General features: G+C 47.5%; 15 protein-coding genes. 2 read left to right on the top strand and 13 right to left on the bottom strand.

Going from position 1 to position 19,126, the window contains the following annotated elements; translation table 11 throughout:
• Window positions 1–101: 101 nt before the first annotated feature.
• Window positions 102–2,399 carry an alpha-xylosidase gene (yicI, locus tag KZE55_RS00810; protein ID WP_222258506.1) on the top strand — a complete coding sequence of 766 codons (2,298 nt, stop codon included), beginning with the start codon at window positions 102–104 and terminating at the stop codon, window positions 2,397–2,399.
• 152 nt (window positions 2,400–2,551) lie between these two features.
• On the opposite strand, the gene KZE55_RS00805 is transcribed toward yicI, so the two are convergent.
• The 13 genes from KZE55_RS00805 to serS form a co-directional block, all read right to left on the bottom strand.
• On the bottom strand, window positions 2,552–3,301 hold the full coding sequence (locus KZE55_RS00805; protein WP_222258504.1) for a DUF1129 domain-containing protein: 750 nt from the start codon (window positions 3,299–3,301) through the stop codon (window positions 2,552–2,554).
• Between the two features lie 68 nt (window positions 3,302–3,369).
• On the bottom strand, window positions 3,370–4,467 hold the full coding sequence (gene ychF / locus KZE55_RS00800; protein WP_222258503.1) for a redox-regulated ATPase YchF: 1,098 nt from the start codon (window positions 4,465–4,467) through the stop codon (window positions 3,370–3,372).
• A 47-nt stretch (window positions 4,468–4,514) separates the two neighbouring features.
• Entirely contained in the window at window positions 4,515–4,718 is a 204-nt protein-coding gene (locus KZE55_RS00795; RefSeq protein ID WP_047768974.1) for a DUF951 domain-containing protein, read from the bottom strand.
• A 12-nt stretch (window positions 4,719–4,730) separates the two neighbouring features.
• Complete coding sequence (locus KZE55_RS00790; RefSeq protein ID WP_222258501.1) at window positions 4,731–5,618, bottom strand: ParB/RepB/Spo0J family partition protein; 888 nt, start codon at window positions 5,616–5,618, stop codon at window positions 4,731–4,733.
• Window positions 5,605–6,375: a ParA family protein gene (locus tag KZE55_RS00785; protein WP_222258499.1), complete on the bottom strand. Its 771-nt coding sequence runs from the start codon at window positions 6,373–6,375 to the stop codon at window positions 5,605–5,607. The genes KZE55_RS00790 and KZE55_RS00785 overlap by 14 nt, the downstream gene beginning before the upstream one ends.
• A 12-nt stretch (window positions 6,376–6,387) precedes the next feature.
• Complete coding sequence (locus tag KZE55_RS00780; protein ID WP_222258497.1) at window positions 6,388–7,341, bottom strand: ParB/RepB/Spo0J family partition protein; 954 nt, start codon at window positions 7,339–7,341, stop codon at window positions 6,388–6,390.
• A gap of 13 nt (window positions 7,342–7,354) precedes the next feature.
• The gene (rsmG, locus tag KZE55_RS00775; RefSeq protein WP_222258495.1) at window positions 7,355–8,080 is read right to left on the bottom strand and encodes a 16S rRNA (guanine(527)-N(7))-methyltransferase RsmG; all 726 of its coding nucleotides are present in this window, start codon (window positions 8,078–8,080) and stop codon (window positions 7,355–7,357) included.
• A gap of 241 nt (window positions 8,081–8,321) precedes the next feature.
• Complete coding sequence (rihC, locus tag KZE55_RS00770; RefSeq protein ID WP_222258493.1) at window positions 8,322–9,230, bottom strand: ribonucleoside hydrolase RihC; 909 nt, start codon at window positions 9,228–9,230, stop codon at window positions 8,322–8,324.
• 83 nt (window positions 9,231–9,313) lie between these two features.
• The gene (locus KZE55_RS00765; protein WP_222258491.1) at window positions 9,314–10,516 is read right to left on the bottom strand and encodes a NupC/NupG family nucleoside CNT transporter; all 1,203 of its coding nucleotides are present in this window, start codon (window positions 10,514–10,516) and stop codon (window positions 9,314–9,316) included.
• 1,070 nt (window positions 10,517–11,586) lie between these two features.
• Window positions 11,587–12,945 (bottom strand): amino acid permease, encoded by a 1,359-nt coding sequence (locus KZE55_RS00760; protein WP_222258489.1) that lies wholly within the window; start codon window positions 12,943–12,945, stop codon window positions 11,587–11,589.
• Window positions 12,946–13,240: 295 nt separating this feature from the next.
• The gene (locus KZE55_RS00755; RefSeq protein ID WP_222258487.1) at window positions 13,241–13,984 is read right to left on the bottom strand and encodes an amino acid ABC transporter ATP-binding protein; all 744 of its coding nucleotides are present in this window, start codon (window positions 13,982–13,984) and stop codon (window positions 13,241–13,243) included.
• 1 nt (window position 13,985) lies between these two features.
• Window positions 13,986–15,449: an ABC transporter substrate-binding protein/permease gene (locus KZE55_RS00750; RefSeq protein ID WP_222258485.1), complete on the bottom strand. Its 1,464-nt coding sequence runs from the start codon at window positions 15,447–15,449 to the stop codon at window positions 13,986–13,988.
• A 276-nt stretch (window positions 15,450–15,725) separates the two neighbouring features.
• Window positions 15,726–17,024, bottom strand: coding sequence for a serine--tRNA ligase (gene serS / locus KZE55_RS00745; protein WP_222258483.1), 1,299 nt, complete (start codon window positions 17,022–17,024; stop codon window positions 15,726–15,728).
• A gap of 474 nt (window positions 17,025–17,498) precedes the next feature.
• Here serS and KZE55_RS00740 point away from each other — a divergent pair, with 474 nt between their 5' ends.
• The gene (locus tag KZE55_RS00740) at window positions 17,499–19,109 is read left to right on the top strand and encodes an IS1182 family transposase (RefSeq protein ID WP_222257689.1); all 1,611 of its coding nucleotides are present in this window, start codon (window positions 17,499–17,501) and stop codon (window positions 19,107–19,109) included.
• Window positions 19,110–19,126 lie beyond the last annotated feature (17 nt).

The following is a 19,126-nucleotide window of genomic DNA, read 5'->3' as shown; positions in this document are numbered from 1 at the left end:
GTCTTCGCCTTCTACCGTCTCACTGATGAGAAAGTTGAAAAGATGAACGCCGAAATTGCTGTACGAAACCAAAATAATTAATCTAAGAAAGGAAATTTATAATGAAGTTTACTAATGGTTACTGGTTAACTAAGCCTGAGTACCAAATCAACCACCCCGAAGAAAGTTTCACTGCTAAAAAGGACGATCAACGAACAATGAGCGTCTTCGCCCCTTACAAGCGGATCAACAACCGGGGTGACGAATTAAATATTGGGATGACCACGATTAAACTGACATCCCCACTGGAAGACGTCATCGGGGTTAAGCTGACCCACTTTGACCAGGACACCCACGGGCCATCATTCAAGCTGACCGACCAGCAACCGGACGTCACAATGAACATTGGTGACCAGACCGCCACTTACCAAAGCGGGCGCCTGCAAGTCAACATCCCGCTCCACCAAGAATTCGCCCTCAACTTCAATGCGGACGGCAAGGAAATTACGGCCTCCCGCTACCGTGCCCAGGGTGAAATCACCAATATCAAGAACCACAAGCACTACATGCGTGAGCAGCTGTCCTTGGGCGTGGACTCGCACGTCTACGGTCTCGGGGAACGGTTTGGCAACTTTGTCAAAAACGGTCAAGAGGTCCGGACCATCAACAAGGATGGGGGAACCGGGTCTGACCAGGCTTACAAGAACGTTCCATTCTACATCACCGACGATGGCTATGGGGTGTTCGTCAACCAGCCAAAACCCGTCGACTTCGAAATTGCTTCAGAAAACGTTGACCGAGTCCAATTTAGTGTTGAAGGTGAATCCCTAGAGTACTTCGTCATCTACGGCCCAACCCCACAGGAGATTCTCCACAAGTACACTGAATTGACCGGGAAGATTCAACTGCCACCGGCCTGGTCATTTGGCCTTTGGCTGACAACTTCCTTTTTGACTGATTACAGTGAAAAGACCGTTATGAAGTTTATCAACGGGATGGCAGAACGGCATATTCCGTTGGACGTTTTCCACTTTGACTGTTTCTGGCAACGGGACTTCGAATGGAGCAACCTGACCTGGAACAACGACGAATTCCCCGACCCCGAAGGTTTAATCAAGGAAATCCATGACAAGGGAATCAAGGTTTGTGTCTGGATCAACCCTTACATTGCCCAGAAGAGTGAGATGTTCAAAGAGGGAAAGGCCAATGGTTACCTGGTTAAGCGGACCGACGGTAACGTCTGGCAGTGGGACCTTTGGCAAGCCGGTAACGGGTTCATTGACTTCACCAACCCGGCCGCGGTCAAGTGGTTCCAGGCAAAGCTCAAGGCCCTCCTTGACATGGGCGTTGACTGTTTCAAGACCGACTTTGGTGAACGAATTCCAATGGACGATGCCGTTTACTTTGACGGGTCCGACCCGAAGCGTGAACACAACTTCTACACTTATCAGTACAACAAGGCGGTCTTTGACGTCATCGCTAAGGAACGTGGTATTGACCAAGCAGTTGTTTTTGCCCGTTCTGCCACGGTTGGGTCTCAGCAGCTCCCGGTTCACTGGGGCGGCGACTGCCTGTCAACTTTTAAGTCTATGTCTGACACCCTCCATGGTGGCCTGTCATTCTTAAGTTCCGGGTTTGGATTCTGGAGCCACGATATCGGTGGCTTTGATGATGGTCCTGACACGCCAACGGCAGACCTGTACAAACGGTGGACCCAGTTCGGCCTGCTTTCCTCACATAGCCGGTACCATGGTAGTGATGTTTACCGGGTTCCGTGGAACTTCGACGACGAAGCGGTTGAAAACACCCGGAAGTACGTTGACCTTAAGCTATCGTTGATGCCATACCTCTACACCCAAGCTGCCCACAGCGCCGCCTTTGGTAACCCATTAATGCGGCCAATGTGGTTCGAGTTTGGCGCCGATTACAATACCCACACCATCGCCAACCAGTACATGTTCGGTAGTCAGATCCTTGTTGCTCCCGTCTTTAACCCCGAAGGCAACGTTCATTTCTACCTGCCCGCCGGCAAGTGGACCAGCATCGTCCAAGACGGCGAAAGCTATGACGTTCCCGAAGGTGGTAAGTGGCTCACCAAACACTACGACGAACTTGACCTGCCTGTCCTGGTTCGCGACAATACCATCCTGGTTAAGCACGAGAAGCCAGCCCACGCTGACTACGACTACACGAAGGACGTTGATATCCACCTCTACGATATGCACGAAGGGGCAACAACCATCAGCGTTGTGGACAACCACGGCAAGGATGCCGGCAGCGTCACCGTTAAGCGGGACGGCAACCAATTCAGTGTCACGACAAAGGGCCTGAGTGGCAAGTTAACCGCCTTCGTTCACGAAAACGGCAAGTTGGTTGCCCAAACCGATCTTAAAGAGGGTGAGGCCGAAATCAAACTTTAACCAATTGATATCCCTTAAAATAAATAATACACAGAGTAAGTTAGTGAAAACGACCACCAGCAATTAAATGTTGGTGGTCGTTTTTTAGTATAAAAAAGGCGCTGGTGTTTAAAAATTAAACACTAGCGCCTAGTTAATTCAATTATTACCAACTAACGGCGACGTTGCCGACGACCGTAAAGTCCCATCACGTGGAAGTGGTTTCTGAAGTAGACATCGCCACCGAAACCAGCAACCCCGAAGACAATGTATAACCAACCATTAAGTACTGGGTTGATTGCGTTTGGCAGCAGGCTTGCCAGCATGTACAGCAAAAGCCATGCCACCAGGGCAATTACAATAATCAGAATCCGCCAGATCAGTGGCCGTTTCTTCTTTGCCTGGGGCCGAATCTGCAGGAGAACATAGCTAAATAGCAGCCCCCCGATGATGGCAACCAACAGGATGGCTGTGATTCCGGCGCTTCCGTTACGACTAACTTTAAACGCAACTGGTGATAAGACGTACATCAGTCCGTACATAAAGGTAAAGATGCTGAAGAAGATCAGGGTGTTATCCACCGCTAAAAGCTTGAACGACTCTTTACGAACCGCCTCACTCGTTGGTTTAGGATGCTTCAGTTCGTTGGCGTACGCGGTGGGGGTTCCCAAGAGGGCCTTAGCGGTCTGCCCCTTCTTCTGTCCCGCCAGCAGCTTGTTGATGGTCTCCTGAATCATCGCCGGCTGCTTTTCCTTAGCAACCCCTTGCCGGTTTAGTTGCTTACTTAATTGATAAATAAATTCTTCGTTTTTACGAGTTAACCCGTACTTGGCAAATGCACTGCCGCTTTCCTGGCGCTGCTCTTTTGCGACCTGCTTTTGTCGCTGGCCCGCTTGTGCATTGCGTGGTTGTTCTTCACTCACAGTGAAACTCCTCTCATTTTTAACATTAACAAACGACGGTTAGCCGCACTGCGGTTCCGTCAGGCAAATTAGACATTGAAGCGGAATTCGACAATGTCACCGTCTTGCATTACGTAGTCCTTACCTTCCAGACGGAGCTTACCGGCTTCCTTAACGGCCGCTTCGGATCCCAACTTGTCAAGGTCATCAAAGCTCATTACTTCGGCCCGAATAAAGCCCCGTTCAAAGTCAGAGTGAATAATCCCGGCTGCTTGGGGAGCCTTCGTCCCCTTGCGGAAGGTCCAGGCCCGGGTTTCTGGGCCACCAGCAGTGAAGAAGGTTTCCAGCCCCAAGAGCTTGTAGGCCGCCCGAATCAACCGGTTTAGCCCTGGTTCTTTGACGCCTTCCATCTCCAGGAAGTCAGCCTTGTCAGCGTCATCCATTTCGGCAATTTGTTCTTCAGCGGCAGCAGCAACACCAATCACTTCACCGTCGCCCTTAACATGTTCCTTGATCTGGTCCATATACTTGTTGCCGTCTGGATTTGCCATGTCGTCTTCGGCAATGTTAGCAACGTACAAAACCGGCTTGCTGGTCAGCAGGAAAAGGCCCTTGACGATCTTCTTCTCGTCATCACTAAAGTCGATTGACCGCACACTCTTGCCGTCTTCCAAGACCGGCTTGATCTTGTTTAAAACGTCAAGTTCAGCTAAGGCGTCCTTATCACGGCCCTTAGCTGCCCGCTTAACCTTGCTGAGACGTTTGTTGACGGCATCCAGGTCGGCCATTACTAATTCCAGGTTGATGGTATCGATATCATCAATTGGGTCCACCTTCCCGGTAACACTGGTGATGTCATCATCATCAAATGCCCGAACAACGTGAACAATGGCATCCGTTTGCCGAATGTTTTCCAGGAACTTGTTACCAAGTCCCTCACCTTTACTGGCACCCTTAACAATTCCAGCGATGTCCGTAAACTCAAAGGTGGTTGGGACAATCTTTTTCGCAGGGATAATTTCATTAATCCGGTCCAGCCGGTTGTCGGGAACTTCCACCATGCCAACGTTTGGGTCAATCGTTGCAAATGGGTAGTTAGCCATTTCGGCACCCGCCTTAGTAATCGCGTTAAATAAGGTTGACTTACCGACGTTTGGCAAGCCGACAATTCCTGCAGTTAATGACATGAAAATTCACTTTCCTTTTTTAGTTTATTAGTTAAATTATCCAACATCTAATTATTGGTTTGTGCCGGTCCTTTTTCAAGGACTTTCTTAAAACCCTTATCAAATTTTTGCCGGGTCATCATTACCACATGGCCGCATCCTTCACACTGAATCTTGATGTCGGCCCCGACTCTGGTAATCAACCAGCGGTTCGTGCCACACGGATGAGCCTTTTTCATTAAGACAATGTCACCTTTATCGTAAGCTGCCATAACGAATTCCTCCTAGTCTAATGAAATGTCTAACACTTCTAGTATCCGGGTCAGGTCATCATTAGATGTGTAGGGAATCTCAATCTTCCCGGTCCCCTTCTTCCGGCTCTGGGCAACGGATACCTTCGTGCCAAATTTGCTTTGTAGCTGTGCCTCTGCCTCACGAATGTAAACGGGCTTCCGCCGGCTCTTCCGTTGAGCTCTCTTCTTGGCTGTCCCGTTCATCTCGGCAACAATCTCCTCAAGCTGACGAACCGTCAAGTTCTTATCCATCGCCCGCTTGGCCAGGGGAACCAGCTTCTTCTTGTCTTTCAAACCGAGAATCGTCCGCGCCTGGCCCATCGAGAGTCGGCCGTTGTTTAAGGCGTCCTTGATCATCTTCGGTAGGCCCAAAAGGCGTAAGTAGTTGGCGATATACGGGCGGCTCTTTCCTAACCGACTAGCCACCTGGGCCTGGGTCAGTGAAAGCTTATCCATCAAGGTCTGGTAGGCTTGGGCCTCTTCTAGTGGGGTCAGGTCTTCCCGCTGGAGGTTTTCCAAGACGGCCACTTCCATCATTTGCTCGTCACTCATGTTGCGGACAATTGCGGGAATCGTAGTCTGTTTAGCAATCTTGGAAGCCCGGAAACGCCGCTCACCCGCAATTAACTCGTAACGTTCGATTTGTGGGTCAGGCTGGCGGAGGATTACCGGCTGGAAGACCCCCGTCTTTTCAATCGACTTGGCCAGTTCGTTTAAGGCCGCCTTGTCAAAGGTCCGCCGGGGCTGGTAGGGGTTGGGCCGAATTAGCGTTAACTTAATATCCTGTACGTTTTCACCGTTTTGCGGCTCATCAATGGTATTTTCTTCAAACAGGGCCTCAATGCCGCGGCCGAGGCCACCCTTTTTACGCTTTGCCATTGTTAGCTAACACTTCCTTTGCTAGTTTCTGGTAAACATGTGCCCCCCGTGAACGTTTGTCATAGTCGACAATTGCGAGCCCGTGGCTAGGTGCCTCTGACAAACGGACGTTGCGAGGAATCACGGTCTTGTAAACCCGGTCACCGAAGAACTTCCGCACCTCCGCATTGACCTGCTGGCCGAGGTTAGTGCGCTTATCGTACATTGTGAGCAGCACCCCTTCAATTGCCAGGTTCGGGTTAAAGTGTTTCTGAACCAGCTTAATAGTATTCAGAAGCTGGCTAAGTCCTTCCAGAGCGTAGTATTCACTTTGGACTGGAATCAAAATCGAATCACAGGCCGTAAAGGCGTTGATCGTAAGCAGGCCCAAAGACGGTGGGCAGTCAATTAGGATAAAGTCGTAATTATCCCGGACATCCCCGAAAGCATCTTTCAGGCGAGTCTCTCGGGCCATCAGGTTGGTCAGTTCAACTTCGGCTCCGGACAAGGCAATCGTGGTGGGCGCAATGTCTAAGCCCTTGTGACTAGACGGGCGGATGACACTTTTAAGCGGTTCATCATTAATCAAGACATCGTAAACGCTCTTTTCAATATCCCGCTTTTCAATCCCCAGTCCGCTGGTGGCGTTCCCCTGGGGATCAAGGTCAATTAAGAGGACGCGCTGCCCCTTGTCTGCTAGGCACGCTCCCAGGTTGACACTGGTGGTGGTTTTGCCGACACCACCCTTTTGGTTAGCTAATGCAATTACAGAACCCATTTACAATGCCTCCTACTGTTTCTTCGGAATCTCAATCACCAACTGGTATGACTTGTCATCATTTTTTTCGTGGGTCGTAACCATGAACCCACTGTCCTTTGCCAGTTGAATTGACTTCTTAATCGTATTCAGTGCCAGACGGGCATCGTTGATCTGCTTAGCCGGCTTAGCCTTGCGCTTGGCGCGACTCTTTTTCTTTTTTGCCGAGGCGGATGACTGCTGGGTACCGACTGGTGGTAGGGGTTCGCCGCTTGGAGCAATCGGCGCCAGTTCCCGTTGACGAGCGGCCGCCTTTTGCTTGGCAATTTCCGACGGCAGTGGCCGGCCAAGGTTCTTGGCCACTTCATCTTCCGTTTGCCGAACCGTGAGTCGGTTATTGACGACCTTCATCAGCATGTCACGCTGTTGTTTCTCATCAAGGTCCAGCATTGCTCGCCCGTGCCGTTCCGTGATCCGGTGGTCAAGGATGGCCGTTTGGACCGGCTTGATGAGTTTCAATAGCCGGAGCTTATTAGCAACGAAGGACTGGCTCTTACCCATTCCCTTTGCCAGGGCCGCCTGGGTCAAGTGGTTAAGGTCCATTAACCGCCGGTAGGCCTGGGCTTCTTCTACGGAGCTCAGTTGTGACCGCTGGAGGTTTTCAACCAGGGCCAGTGAGGCAGCCTCATGGTCACTCATCTTTTCAATAATTGCCGGGGCGGTCTCCCATTCGAGGAGCTTCATTGCCCGGTAACGCCGCTCCCCAGCAATGATTTCGTACTTAGCGGGCTCGTATTCACGGACCACGATTGGCTGCAGTAAGCCATGTTCATCAATTGTTTGGGCCAGTTCCCGAATGCCATCCTTGTCGAATACCTGACGGGGCTGGTAGCGGTTAGGAATAATCTGGTCCAGTTTTACGTCAACCACCTTTTGCTTGGTGTCATTATTTTCACTTTTTCCAAAGTTAAATAACGAAAAAGCCATTGCTTATTCCTCCTTACTGAAGTGGTTTCTTATTGGGCAGTCCCGGGCGCCGGGGATACTTGGCTGGGGTTGCGGCTGCTTTTGCAATAATGATAATCTTGCGCTGTTCTGCTGTGCGGGGAAGGTTCAAACTGACTTCCCTTCGGACCCGGCCACCCAACTTTTTGATTGCCACCTGGGCCGCTGCTAGTTCGTCGTCGGCCGCACTCGCCTTATAAGCAAGCATTTCGCCACCGATCTTAACGGCAGGTAGGCACAATTCACTTAAAACCGTTAACCGGGCTACCGCCCGTGCGGTGACAACGTCGTACGCTTCTCGATGCTGACTCTTTTTGTTAGAGAAGGTTTCCGCCCGGTCATGGATCAGGGTCACGCCCCGCAGGCCCAAGCGGTTAACCAGTTCCTGTAGAAAGTTAATCCGTTTATTTAGTGAGTCCACAATCGTCACCTTAAGCTGAGGAAAGGCAATCTTGAGTGGTAATGACGGGAAACCCGCCCCAGCGCCGATGTCGCACAAAGTTAATTTCTCCGTCTGCAGGCGGGGCTCAGCTAGTGCGCCGGTAATTGAGTCATAAAAGTGTTTAAGGTAAACATCGTTTTTCTCGGTAATCCGGGTTAAGTTGACCTGCCGATTGGTGGTTACCAGCAGTTGGTAGTAGAGTTCAAACTGCGCCATCTGCTTATCGTTAATAGTAACCCCCTGATCAGCCAGGGCCATTTGAAATTGTTCTGGATTCATGAGTTAAGCGCTCCTTTTTCGTGAAACATAATTGTTTCACGTACTACTATACTGTAACGTAAAAAGACCGGTCTTTCAACTGTTTGACCTATATAATCACGAAATATTTCCCGGGAAATCACACTTAAAAATGTCCTTTACTTGGTAAATTGAGTCTAACAAAAATCAGTCTTTGGCACCCATCAAAAAACGCGCCAGGCGATTTTTTCGCCAGCGCGTCTGTAACTAATAAATCATATTATTAATTCATCTTGCTTACTTCATCTAAGAACCACTTATTGAAGTAATCTGCATCGATATCGAGACAAACTTCAGCGTTCGTCTTGCCATCATGGTAAGCACCACGAATATCAGCAACGGTTGCCCCAATTGCTGGGCCACTTGTCTGAACGTCGACCCACATCTTCTTCGTGGTAAAGGCTTCAGGATGAAGAAGGTAGAAGATGGTGTTGACATCGTGCATTGGCCGTCCTTCATCTGTTCCGTCATTATAGTGGGTAATTAGGGCGTGCAGCATTTCCCCGGTCTTGTTCATTTTACCCAGTTTTTCAATCGTCTCCTTGGTCAGCAGGGCCTTCAGGGTAACGTCCAGGCCGACCATTACGATTGGAATACCGGCATTGTACATAATCCGTGCAGCATCAGGGTCGGTGAAGACGTTGAATTCGGCAGCACTCGTCATGTTACCACCGGATACGGACCCACCCATGGCAACGATCCGCTTGATGTGGCTCTTAACCTCTGGGTACTCGCTGAACAGTAAGGCGATGTTGGTGTAGGAGCCGGTTGGGACCAGGGTAACCTCGTCTTCAGCAACGATGGCGTCATGGAGGGCTTCAACGGCGGTCTTGTTGATTGGCTTACCGTAGTCGTCCCCGAAGTCGTAACCGGGCATTCCTGATTCACCGTGGATCCGAGCAGCGTCTTCGAATGGCTTGATCAGTGGTTGTTCAGCACCGGCCGCAACCGGAATGTCCTTACCAAAGAAGTGAACTATCTTCAAAGCGTTAGCAGTTGTCTTGTCAACGGTGACGTTCCCGGCAACGGCAGTAACCAGCTTGAGGTCAATTGCCGGGTCGTTGATGGCCATCGTTAAGGCCGCAGCGTCGTCAATTCCGGGATCAGTATCCATAATAATTTTAGTGGTCATATCTATTTCCTCCTAAATATAGTTGCAAGCGTTTTCGAAAATATGGTTAAAAAAAGCAGCTCTTCCAAGCTGCTTTTTAATTTTTACCAAACGAACAGACCAACAAAGGCAGCGGACAGCAAGGATACCAGGATACCAGAAAGTAACAGGTAACCAATGTTGTGAGCGATGTAGTCATTATCTTCCTTGTTAGCCAAGCCCTTGAAGGCACCGATAATCATACCCAGGGTCCCGAAGTTGGCAAAGGAGGTAACGAAGACAGTTAATACGGCCTTCAAGTGTTCTGGGTAACTGTTGATTGAGCCAGAAACCTTACCCATAACAACGAATTCGTTAGTAACTAACTTCATCCCCATGTTTTGTGCCAAGTCCCATGCTTGGTGAACTGGGAGTCCCAGTAACCAGGAGAATGGGAACATGATGCAACCAAGGATACTTTCTAGTGACAGTGGCTTCCAGAATAAGCCTAAGATCTTATCGATTAATGCGGCTAAGGCAACGAAGGCAACAACGTTAGCAATGATGATTAAGATCAGCTTACCAGCGCCCAGGATGGAGTCACCCAAGAAACTGAAGAATGGTTCCTTCTTACCGTTGTCAGTTGCACCAACCTTTTCGATGGTATCTTCTTCCGGTGCTAACTTGACTGGGTTCAACATACTAGTGGCAATCAATGCGTTAATAATGTTGATTGGCACCGCCGTCAAGATGTATTGACCAGGCATCATTAAGATATAAGAACCAAGAATTGAGGCAGTAACACAAGACATTGACATCATGGCCAAAGTCAAGTTACGTTCCTTGCTCATCTTCCGAATCTGCATACCAGAAACGGCCAGCACTTCGGTGTTCCCTAAGAACATCATTTCAACAGCAAAGAAGGATTCGAACTTTGGTTGACCAGTGATGTAGGAAAGTCCCCGTCCAATCCACTTGATAATCCATGGCAAGAAACCAATGTAAGTCAAGATATCGAACAGCGGAACAATCATCAGGATTGGCATCAGTGCGGAACAAATAAAGTTCAGGTTCTTAGTATTGTACCAATCACCTAATGCAAAGACAGTCCCCTTTGCAGATACATCAACGATCCAAACGAAACCGTCGGCAGCAGCCTTAACTCCGGCACGTCCGGCGGAAGAACCCGTCAAAAGCCATGCCAAAATAAGGTTAATAACAATCATGATCCCAACCGTCTTCCAGTTAATGGCCTTGCGGTTCTTTGAGAACAGCCACCCAATAGCGAGGAACACGATCAGCCCAAGAATATTGATTGCAAGATACATGGTCGAAATACACCCCTTATAAAAAAATCCATGTAATAAACTCGTCAACCACACTACTAAAATCGAGAATAATAATTGCTTCTTGTAGTGGATTAACTTGACGATTTAAGGATATCTTAAATTTTGGTGCCTGTAAAGCGGCAAATATTTCAAAGTTTGTGAAATGGTAGCGTTCCCCTTTTAAAATAAAATTGTAAAACGTTTTATGTTTAACAACATTGAAACGTTTTACTAATCAAGAAAACGTTCACAAAGAATTTAAACTTTTTTGTAAGCGCTCACTTTGTTAGCGAAAATGTTTGTCTTATTTCACAAGAAAGGGCGAACCTGTTTAGCAGTTTTACCTGCCACCAAGTTCGCCCGTTAGTACTGAAGAAGCTGGAAAAAAAGCTTCAGAGTGCTCCGTATGGCTAGTATAGGACGATTATTGGCACGGTACGGCTCAATGATTGTCCGTAACTAGACACTAGGAGCACGCTTTTTTTCCGCGATTACTGTGTAATATTCGGAAAAGAGGCTGGTGAGAAAACAAGGTTTTCTCCCAGCCTCCTTGTGCCCCTGCCAAGGAACTCCATTATAGCAAATTCCCCGGGAAATATTTAAACCAAAAAGTGGAGACAACTTAATGTCTCCGTGCTCCCGATGAAGAGGATGATGGACCCAAACTTTTAATTAAGATTCGTTAACGTGTCTTTAATACCTGTTCTTCCGCCAAGGATGAAGAACTTAAAAAGCTTAATCATTTAAGGTTGTAGATATGGCCACTAATTTTTAGCTAACATACTTTTCAAGGAAACTAAAGCGTTTCATGTGGAGTGGGGTGTCGTTAATTATCGTGTTATTAATTAACTAGCTTCAAAGTAGTTTATTATGAGAAGATGTTCGTTCAAAATGACCCATATCCTCTTCACACTTTAAGTATAGTCTCTCCCGTTTTAAAGGTCAAACAAAGCGCGTCAGACCAACGATGAGAGTGGTTTTATAAAGTGGACATTTCCTAAAAAATTACCTAATTAAGAAAAACATTTTAAACTCTTTTTACCGCTTTGATTAATATCTGATGATAAAAATTATTTTTGCTTTTTCCCTTTAGCCGTGAAGTTAAATGCCACTGCCAAGATGGCGAAAATAATGATTGAGAGAATCAATGGAACCCGGGTCGTATCGACGAAGAAGAGGACCACTAAAACGCCTAAGAAAAAGATGATCGTCAGCCAGCTCGTCACTGGGTACCCCGGCATCGTAAAGCGATGAATGCCTTTCGGGTGGGCCTGACGGAACTTCACATGGGCAAAGAGGATGATCAGCCAGGTAAAGATGAAGAAAATCGTAGAAATCCCGGAAATGACGTTAAAGATTCCGGCGGGCATAACGTAGTTCAGGATAACCGTGATGAACAGGATGACCGTCGAAAAGGTCAGGGCCTGAGTCGGTACGGCCTGGGGGCTCAGGCTACCGAAACGTTGGGGCGCATTACCACTCTTTGCCAGGGCGTACAGTGACCGGCTTGTACTAAAGATGGCACTGTTGGTTGCCGACATTGCCGCCGTCAAGACCACGAAGTTCAAGATTCCAGCGGCTGCGGGGATCCCAATTGCCGCAAAGACCTGGACAAAGGGACTGGAGGTCTCCTTAACCCGGAACCACGGGTAAATCGACATCAGAGCAATCATCGAACCGATGTAAAAGAGACCAATCCGTACCGGCAGGGTGTTGATTGCGTTCGGAATGTCCTTTTGGGGGTTCTTTGTCTCCCCAGCGGTCAAACCAACCATTTCAATTCCGACAAAGGCAAACACAACCATCTGGAAGGAAAGGAGAAAGCCTGCTGGACCCGTGGGGAAAAAGCCCCCCTGGTTAACCAGGTTCGCCAGGGTCACGGTCCGGCCGCTCACCCGCGCGTGCATCACGATTAAAACTAGGCCGACGACGATTAGAGCCACGATTGCGAGGACCTTAATCATTGAAAACCAGCTTTCTAATTCCCCAAACAAGCCGACGTTAATCATGTTAATCACCATTAGAATAACCAAGATTAATAGGGGACCCACCCACTGGGGAAGGCTCGGGAACCAGTAACGGAGGTAAATCCCGGTCGCCGTCAAGTCGGCCATCGCCAGGGTCAGCCAGCAGGCCCAGTACATCCAACCGGTGATAAATTCCATCCGGTCACCAAGGTAATACTGGATGGCGTCGATGAACGAGTGCCGGGAAGTGTCCTCTAAGAGCAGCTCACCGAGCGCCCGCATCATGAAGAGAATGAAGACCTCGACAATTAAATACGAAAGAATAATCGAAGGTCCCGCTTCATGGATTGCTGAACCAGAACCCAGGAACAGCCCTGTTCCGATCGCCCCACCAATGGCAATCATCGTGATGTGACGACTCTTTAGTGACCGTTTTAGCTTCTGTTGTTGCTGCTTGTCCATTCTGTAACCTCCTTAAGTTAAATACTGACTATTCGTGGGGGGAAAATAAAAAACGCCCCTGGTAACACACCAGGGACGTTTCTTGACGCGGTTCCACCCATCTTCATAGCCTTACTAGACTACCTCTCGGTTGATAATGGAACCACCCATTTCACGTACATGCCATTTCGCTAGACTGGGCTTGCACCACCTGCCCGGTTCTCTAAAACTAGCGATTAATTAGAAGATGTTAATTATTTTATAATGTTATTTGGAAAATGTCAAACGATTTTCAAAATTAATTTTGAATTGTTCGTTAGACGTTCAGGACCTTGTCCAGGAAGTTCTTGGTGTCTTCTTGTTGCGGGTGGTTAAAGATTTGTTCTGGGGTCCCCTGTTCACGAATATTACCATCGTGGAAGAAGACGACCCGGTCCGCCACCTGCTTGGCAAAGCCCATTTCGTGGGTAACCACAATCATCGTCATCCCCTGCCGGGCAAGGTTCTTCATGACCTCCAGGACGTCCCCGACCATTTCGGGGTCCAGGGCACTGGTTGGTTCGTCAAAGAGCATCACATCCGGTTTCATGGCCAGTGCTCGGGCAATGGCCACCCGTTGCTTCTGCCCACCGGAGAGGGTCTTCGGGTTGACGTTAGCCTTTTCCTTTAAGCCGACCACTTCTAGGTAGTGAAGGGCGTCTCTTTCAGCTTCCTCCTTGGTCTCCTTCTTCAGTTGCACGGGAGCCAGGGTAATGTTTTCCAAAACGGACATGTTCGGGAAGAGGTTAAAGTGCTGGAAAACCATCCCGATATTTTCCCGAACCTTGTTGATGTTCACCTTCGGGTCGGCAATGTCGTAACCGTCAACGTAGACGTGCCCACCGTTTGGGATTTCTAGCCGGTTCAGGCACCGTAAAAAGGTACTCTTCCCGGAGCCAGAAGGACCAATCATGCAAACCACTTCACTCGGCTTAACATTCAGGTTGATCCCCTGGAGGACTTCATTCTTCCCGTAACTCTTGTGGAGGTCCTTTACTTGTACTTTATATTGTTTATCCATATTAAGCCATCCTCTTTTGAATGTAGTTTGATAACCAGGTCAGCAGGGTAATGATGATGATGTAAATTGTCCCAATGATCAACCACATCTTAAACCCTTCCATGTTTTGCGAAATGATCACTGTCCCGGTCTGCGTCAATTCCATGACCCCAATTGCCGAAAGAATGGAGGTATCCTTCAGGGTGATGATGAACTGGTTGACCAGGGATGGAACCATAATCTTGATTCCTTGCGGTGCCACAACCTTGATTAAGGCCTTCCGGTATGGCAAGCCAAGGCTCCGGGCCGCTTCCCATTGGCCAGGGTCAACGGCATCAAAGCCCCCCTTAACGATGGCCCCGATGTAGGCCCCTTCGTCAAGCATTAGTGTCATGATCCCGGCGAGAAATAGTGGAACCTTATGGCCAATCACGTTTGGCAAGCCCATGTAGATAAAGAAGGCCAAAACGATCATTGGTAATCCCCGGAAAATGTAGATGATGATGCTGGAGATTCCGTTGGCAAGTTTACTCTGCATAATTCCCAGGACACCGAGAATCAGGCCGAAGATCATCGCTAAGATAATCCCAACAATCGTCAGTTGGATAGTCATCCATAAACCGTTGAGCAGTGCCGACCGGTTAGCCTTCAGAAGGCCAGGGATTGTCCGGCTAGCAGTGCTGCTCTTGGTTGTCTTATCACTCTTTGTGTACTTATTGACGATTTGCTTCATTTGGCCGGTCTTGTTTAACCAGTCAATCCCATCATTAACCTTCTTTTGCAGTGCCAGGTTCTGGCCCTTTTGGAAACCAACCGCCACTGGCTGGGCATCAATTGGCTTCTTGGTGACGATCTTCAATGGGACCCCGGTCCGGATTCCGTATTGGAGAACCGGCCCGTCGTCAAAGGTGGCATCCGTGTTACCGTTCTTAACATCGTTCCACATCGTGTTTGAAGAGTCGAAGTAACGAATCTTGTACCCGTACTTCTTCTGGTTCTTCTTAACAAAGAGGGCGGCACTGGTCCCGGACTTAGCGGAAACCATCTTACCCTTTAACTGCTTCAGTGAGGTGATCTTACTGTTCTTGGCAACCGCCATCATAACACCGTCTGTGTAGTAAGGTTTGGAGAAGTCAAACTTCTGTTTCCGCTCGTTAGTAACACTCATCCCGGCGATGACGGCATCAACTTGACCGCCTTCCAAGGCTTGCAAGTCACCGTTGAAACTCATTGGCTTGAGTTTGTATTTAAAGTGTTCGTGCTTAGCAATCTTCTTCAACATTTCGATTTCAATTCCGGGATTTTTACCGGAATAGCCGCCCTTGCTATCTTGAATTTCGAAAGGCTCAAACGTGTTGTTCGTGGCAAAGGTGTAAGTCGGTTCGGCGGCAGACACACTCTGTGGTTCGACTAATGACCACCCGAGCGCAATCCCGAGGACTGCGATGAAGGTGGCTAGTATTTTTCTCCAACCTATTTTCCGCATTATCAACCGACTCCTTTTAATCAAATTTTAACGTTACTAAAACATTAGCACCCTACTCGACGAAAGTAAATAGGATTAAGGAAAAAGCGTGTATCTCAAAGATGGTAGCGGTTTAAACGAAATTTAAGTAAGAATTTTAGCCTATTTAACTTTATAAAATTAACGTCATTTTTATTTTGCAGCAATTATTATAATTTTCTTATTTAAATCAAAAAAGCACCGCACTTCCGGATGAAAATCCGGACGCGTGCGGCGCCTGTTAATCATATTAAAGCATTACTTATTACGGAATGGAACGGCGTTTTCCTTGGTAATCTTAGTTACCCCGTGCATGTATGGTACTAAGACATCTGGAATCGTTACAGAACCATCTTCGTTTTGGTAGTTTTCCAGGATGGCGGCAACGGTCCGGCCAACAGCCAAACCAGAACCGTTCAGGGTGTGAACGTATTGCAGGTTGCCGTTTTCGTCCCGGTATTGGGTGTGCATCCGCCGAGCTTGGAAGTCGGTACAGTTAGAACAACTCGATACTTCACGGTACTTGTTCTGAGCAGGCATCCACAGTTCGATATCGTGGGTCATCGCTGCCGTGAAACTCATATCACCAGTAGTTAAGGTGATAACGTGGTATGGAATATTCAACTTCTTCAAGATGTTTTCACCGTTAGCGGTCATCTTTTCAAGTTCATCCCATGAATCTTCGGCCTTGGTGTACTTAACCATTTCAACCTTGTTGAATTGGTGCATCCGAATCAGGCCACGGGTGTCACGGCCAGCGGCCCCGGCTTCAGAACGGAAGCAAGGCGATAAAGCAGTGACGTATACTGGTAGCTCTTCAGTTGGGATGACTTCACCACGCAGGTAGTTGGTCAAGGGCACTTCGGCAGTTGGAATCAAGGTCATATCTTCCCCGTTAACCCGGTAAACAGAGTCACGGAACTTTGGATATTGACCAGTTCCGTACATCGATGCAGCGTTCACGATGTATGGTGGCAAAACTTCGGTGTAGCCGTCCTTCATGTGTTCGTCCAGCATGAAATTGTAAACAGCCCGTTCCAGTTGGGCACCTAAACCAAGGTAGTAAACAAACCGTGCACCAGATACCTTGTGGGCCCGGTCAAAGTCCAGAATCCCCAGGTTAGTCCCAATGTCCCAGTGGTGCTTTGGTTCGAAGTCAAATTTACGGATGGTTCCGACCTTCCGTAATTCAGTCGCCCCTTCTTCCGTCAGGCTAACTGGCACGTCATCATGAGGGATGTTAGGAATTCCAGCCAGCAAGTCGTGCAGCTTCTCGTCATTGGCGTCGACCTTCTTGTCGAGTTCCTTGATATCGGCACCCAGCTTACGCGTTTGGGCAATTGCTTCGTCAGCATTTTCACCCTTCTTCTTGGCTTCACCGATCTTTTCGGAGGCTTCGTTCCGTTGGGCCTTCAGGGCTTCGGTCTTTTGCAGAAGGTCACGCCTCTTCTTATCAAGGTCAAGGACTTCATCAATTTCTTCCGACTTAACGCCACGGGTGGCTAATTTCTTCTTGTAGAAATCTGGGTCTTGACGCATCTTCTTAATATCTAACATAATTCTACCTCCGAATATAAAAGAGCCATTCCATCCTCAAATATTTTGGGACGAAATGGCTCTAGTTCCGCGGTACCACCCAAGTTTGACCTCAATAGTCACCCTCATGATGGATAACGGCCACCAGCCGTGCGGCATTACCCGCCCACAAATTTAACTGCACCGGAGTTTCGGTTAACTGCTCGCACCACCCGCAGCTTCTCTGGTAACCTACTTAAAATGCATTTCGTGTTTGATATTGATTATGATATTATTATATTTTTTCTTATTTGGCAAGGATTTCTTTAAATGTTTTATAAGAAAAATTTATCTCACCTTTAAGAAACGTAATAGAGGCTGGGAAAAAACTCCTAGTCCAAAGCAAAAACCGGATGATGAATTTTTTGAACAATTCATCATCCGGTTTTTATGTACACAGGAAATCGTTCCTGATATGATGTAATTACCACAAAACAACCCAAAGGAGCGATTTTCATGTATCAAAATTATACCATAGGACAAACCGAATTCGTACTAAGCTATAACTATGATTTACCACAAAATCATATTGCGCGGCTAATTAGTGATTTTGTCGACTCGATTCCACAAAATGTGCTATTAGAAGATTCAGGAGCGGCTACCGGCCGCCCTTCATCGCATCCAGCAATTATGCTTAAGATTCTCTTGTTTGCCTACGCACGTCAAACTTATTCTGGAAGAAAGATTGAAATGATGTTGGATGAGAACCTGCCAATGCGTTGGTTAGCTCATGATTATGCTTATAGCTACCATACCATTAATAACTTTCGACGCAGTCAGCACGCTAGTAAGCTAATTAAACATGCCTTTGTTTACTTTACCATGGCTTTGAAAGATCACGGACTAATTCAAAATGATGCAGTTTTTATCGATGGGACCAAGGTAGAAGCCGATGCCAATAAATATTCATTTACTTGGCGACGGGCAGTTGAAAAGTATCACGCTAAGTTAAGAGAAAAGACGAGTAAGCTTTATGAGGAACTAGTAGAAAAACAAGTGGTGCAAGAAATGGCACCCGAGCTGGTTACTTCTGCCGAAGGCATGGAAGTAATGGAACAAGAACTTGCGGAGAAAATCACTAAGTTAGATGAAGAGATTAAGCAAGAACCAAAAATCATCAAAGGTGGTTCAGTTAGAAAACGGCGCCGTCGTTTTCTAAAAAAACTTCGCCATCAATTAAGCAACGACCTAATTCCGCGTGCCAAAAAGTATGAACGTGCCGAAGATATCTTCCAAGGTCGTAATAGCTATTCCAAGACTGATCATGATGCGACTTTTATGTGTATGAAGGAAGATCCGATGATGAATCGGGAGTTAAAGCCCGGCTATAACCTGCAAATCGCTACACATAAGCAATTTGTCCTTGATTACGGGCTCTTTTCAAATCCAACTGACACCAGGACCTTAGTGCCATTCCTTACCCAGTTTCATGCTTTAGATTTCTTTAAGCATATCGTTGCCGATGCCGGTTATGGTAGTGAGTACAATTACACAATGATTCTTGATCAGTTTGAAAAGCAGCCTGTTATTCCATACACAACTTATCAAAAGGAACAGAAACATAAATTTAAAAACGATCCAACTAAATCACAAAATTGGCAGTATAATGCCGAAGATGATTACTACATCGATCATTTAGGAGTTCGCTTTAGCTTTTATCGGTATAGTAGGCGAACCGATAAATATGGTTTCGAACGTGATTTCAAACTCTACCGAGCGGATAAGCACCAACTGTCAGAACAATTGGATGAGTTGGCAAAAACACCAAGTGGTCGGCAACGCTATATGCAGGTTAACCCAACGTGGAATTATTACAAGGCTAAAGTAAAAGCAACCCTCTCAAGTGACGAAGGCAAGGCAATTTATCGTCGACGAAAGTTCGACGTTGAGCCAGTCTTTGGTCACATGAAGAGGGATTTTGGCATACGCCGAACTCATCTACGCGGACAACGGGCTGTGGAAAATGACATTGGGCTAGCCTTGATGGCATTAAATCTAACGAAATTTGGTCAATCAATTAGTCGATTGGCGACTAATTTTATAAATAATTTAAAATCCGGACTATGATTTTTGAATCGATCAAA

This window comes from Limosilactobacillus panis, from assembly GCF_019797825.1.
Taxonomy (GTDB): domain Bacteria; phylum Bacillota; class Bacilli; order Lactobacillales; family Lactobacillaceae; genus Limosilactobacillus; species Limosilactobacillus panis_A.
This window is presented reverse-complemented; position numbering and strand designations above follow the sequence as displayed.

Excerpts from the sequence above, each read along its gene's own strand:
- yicI (WP_222258506.1), top strand. The coding sequence starts at position 102 with ATGAAGTTTACTAATGGTTACTGGTTAACTAAGCCTGAGTACCAAATC.
- ychF (WP_222258503.1), bottom strand. The coding sequence starts at position 4,467 with ATGTCATTAACTGCAGGAATTGTCGGCTTGCCAAACGTCGGTAAGTCA.
- KZE55_RS00795 (WP_047768974.1), bottom strand. The coding sequence starts at position 4,718 with ATGGCAGCTTACGATAAAGGTGACATTGTCTTAATGAAAAAGGCTCAT.
- KZE55_RS00790 (WP_222258501.1), bottom strand. The coding sequence starts at position 5,618 with ATGGCAAAGCGTAAAAAGGGTGGCCTCGGCCGCGGCATTGAGGCCCTG.
- KZE55_RS00785 (WP_222258499.1), bottom strand. The coding sequence starts at position 6,375 with ATGGGTTCTGTAATTGCATTAGCTAACCAAAAGGGTGGTGTCGGCAAA.
- KZE55_RS00780 (WP_222258497.1), bottom strand. The coding sequence starts at position 7,341 with ATGGCTTTTTCGTTATTTAACTTTGGAAAAAGTGAAAATAATGACACC.
- rsmG (WP_222258495.1), bottom strand. The coding sequence starts at position 8,080 with ATGAATCCAGAACAATTTCAAATGGCCCTGGCTGATCAGGGGGTTACT.
- rihC (WP_222258493.1), bottom strand. The coding sequence starts at position 9,230 with ATGACCACTAAAATTATTATGGATACTGATCCCGGAATTGACGACGCT.
- KZE55_RS00765 (WP_222258491.1), bottom strand. The coding sequence starts at position 10,516 with ATGTATCTTGCAATCAATATTCTTGGGCTGATCGTGTTCCTCGCTATT.
- KZE55_RS00760 (WP_222258489.1), bottom strand. The coding sequence starts at position 12,945 with ATGGACAAGCAGCAACAACAGAAGCTAAAACGGTCACTAAAGAGTCGT.
- KZE55_RS00755 (WP_222258487.1), bottom strand. The coding sequence starts at position 13,984 with ATGGATAAACAATATAAAGTACAAGTAAAGGACCTCCACAAGAGTTAC.
- KZE55_RS00750 (WP_222258485.1), bottom strand. The coding sequence starts at position 15,449 with ATGCGGAAAATAGGTTGGAGAAAAATACTAGCCACCTTCATCGCAGTC.
- serS (WP_222258483.1), bottom strand. The coding sequence starts at position 17,024 with ATGTTAGATATTAAGAAGATGCGTCAAGACCCAGATTTCTACAAGAAG.
- KZE55_RS00740 (WP_222257689.1), top strand. The coding sequence starts at position 17,499 with ATGTATCAAAATTATACCATAGGACAAACCGAATTCGTACTAAGCTAT.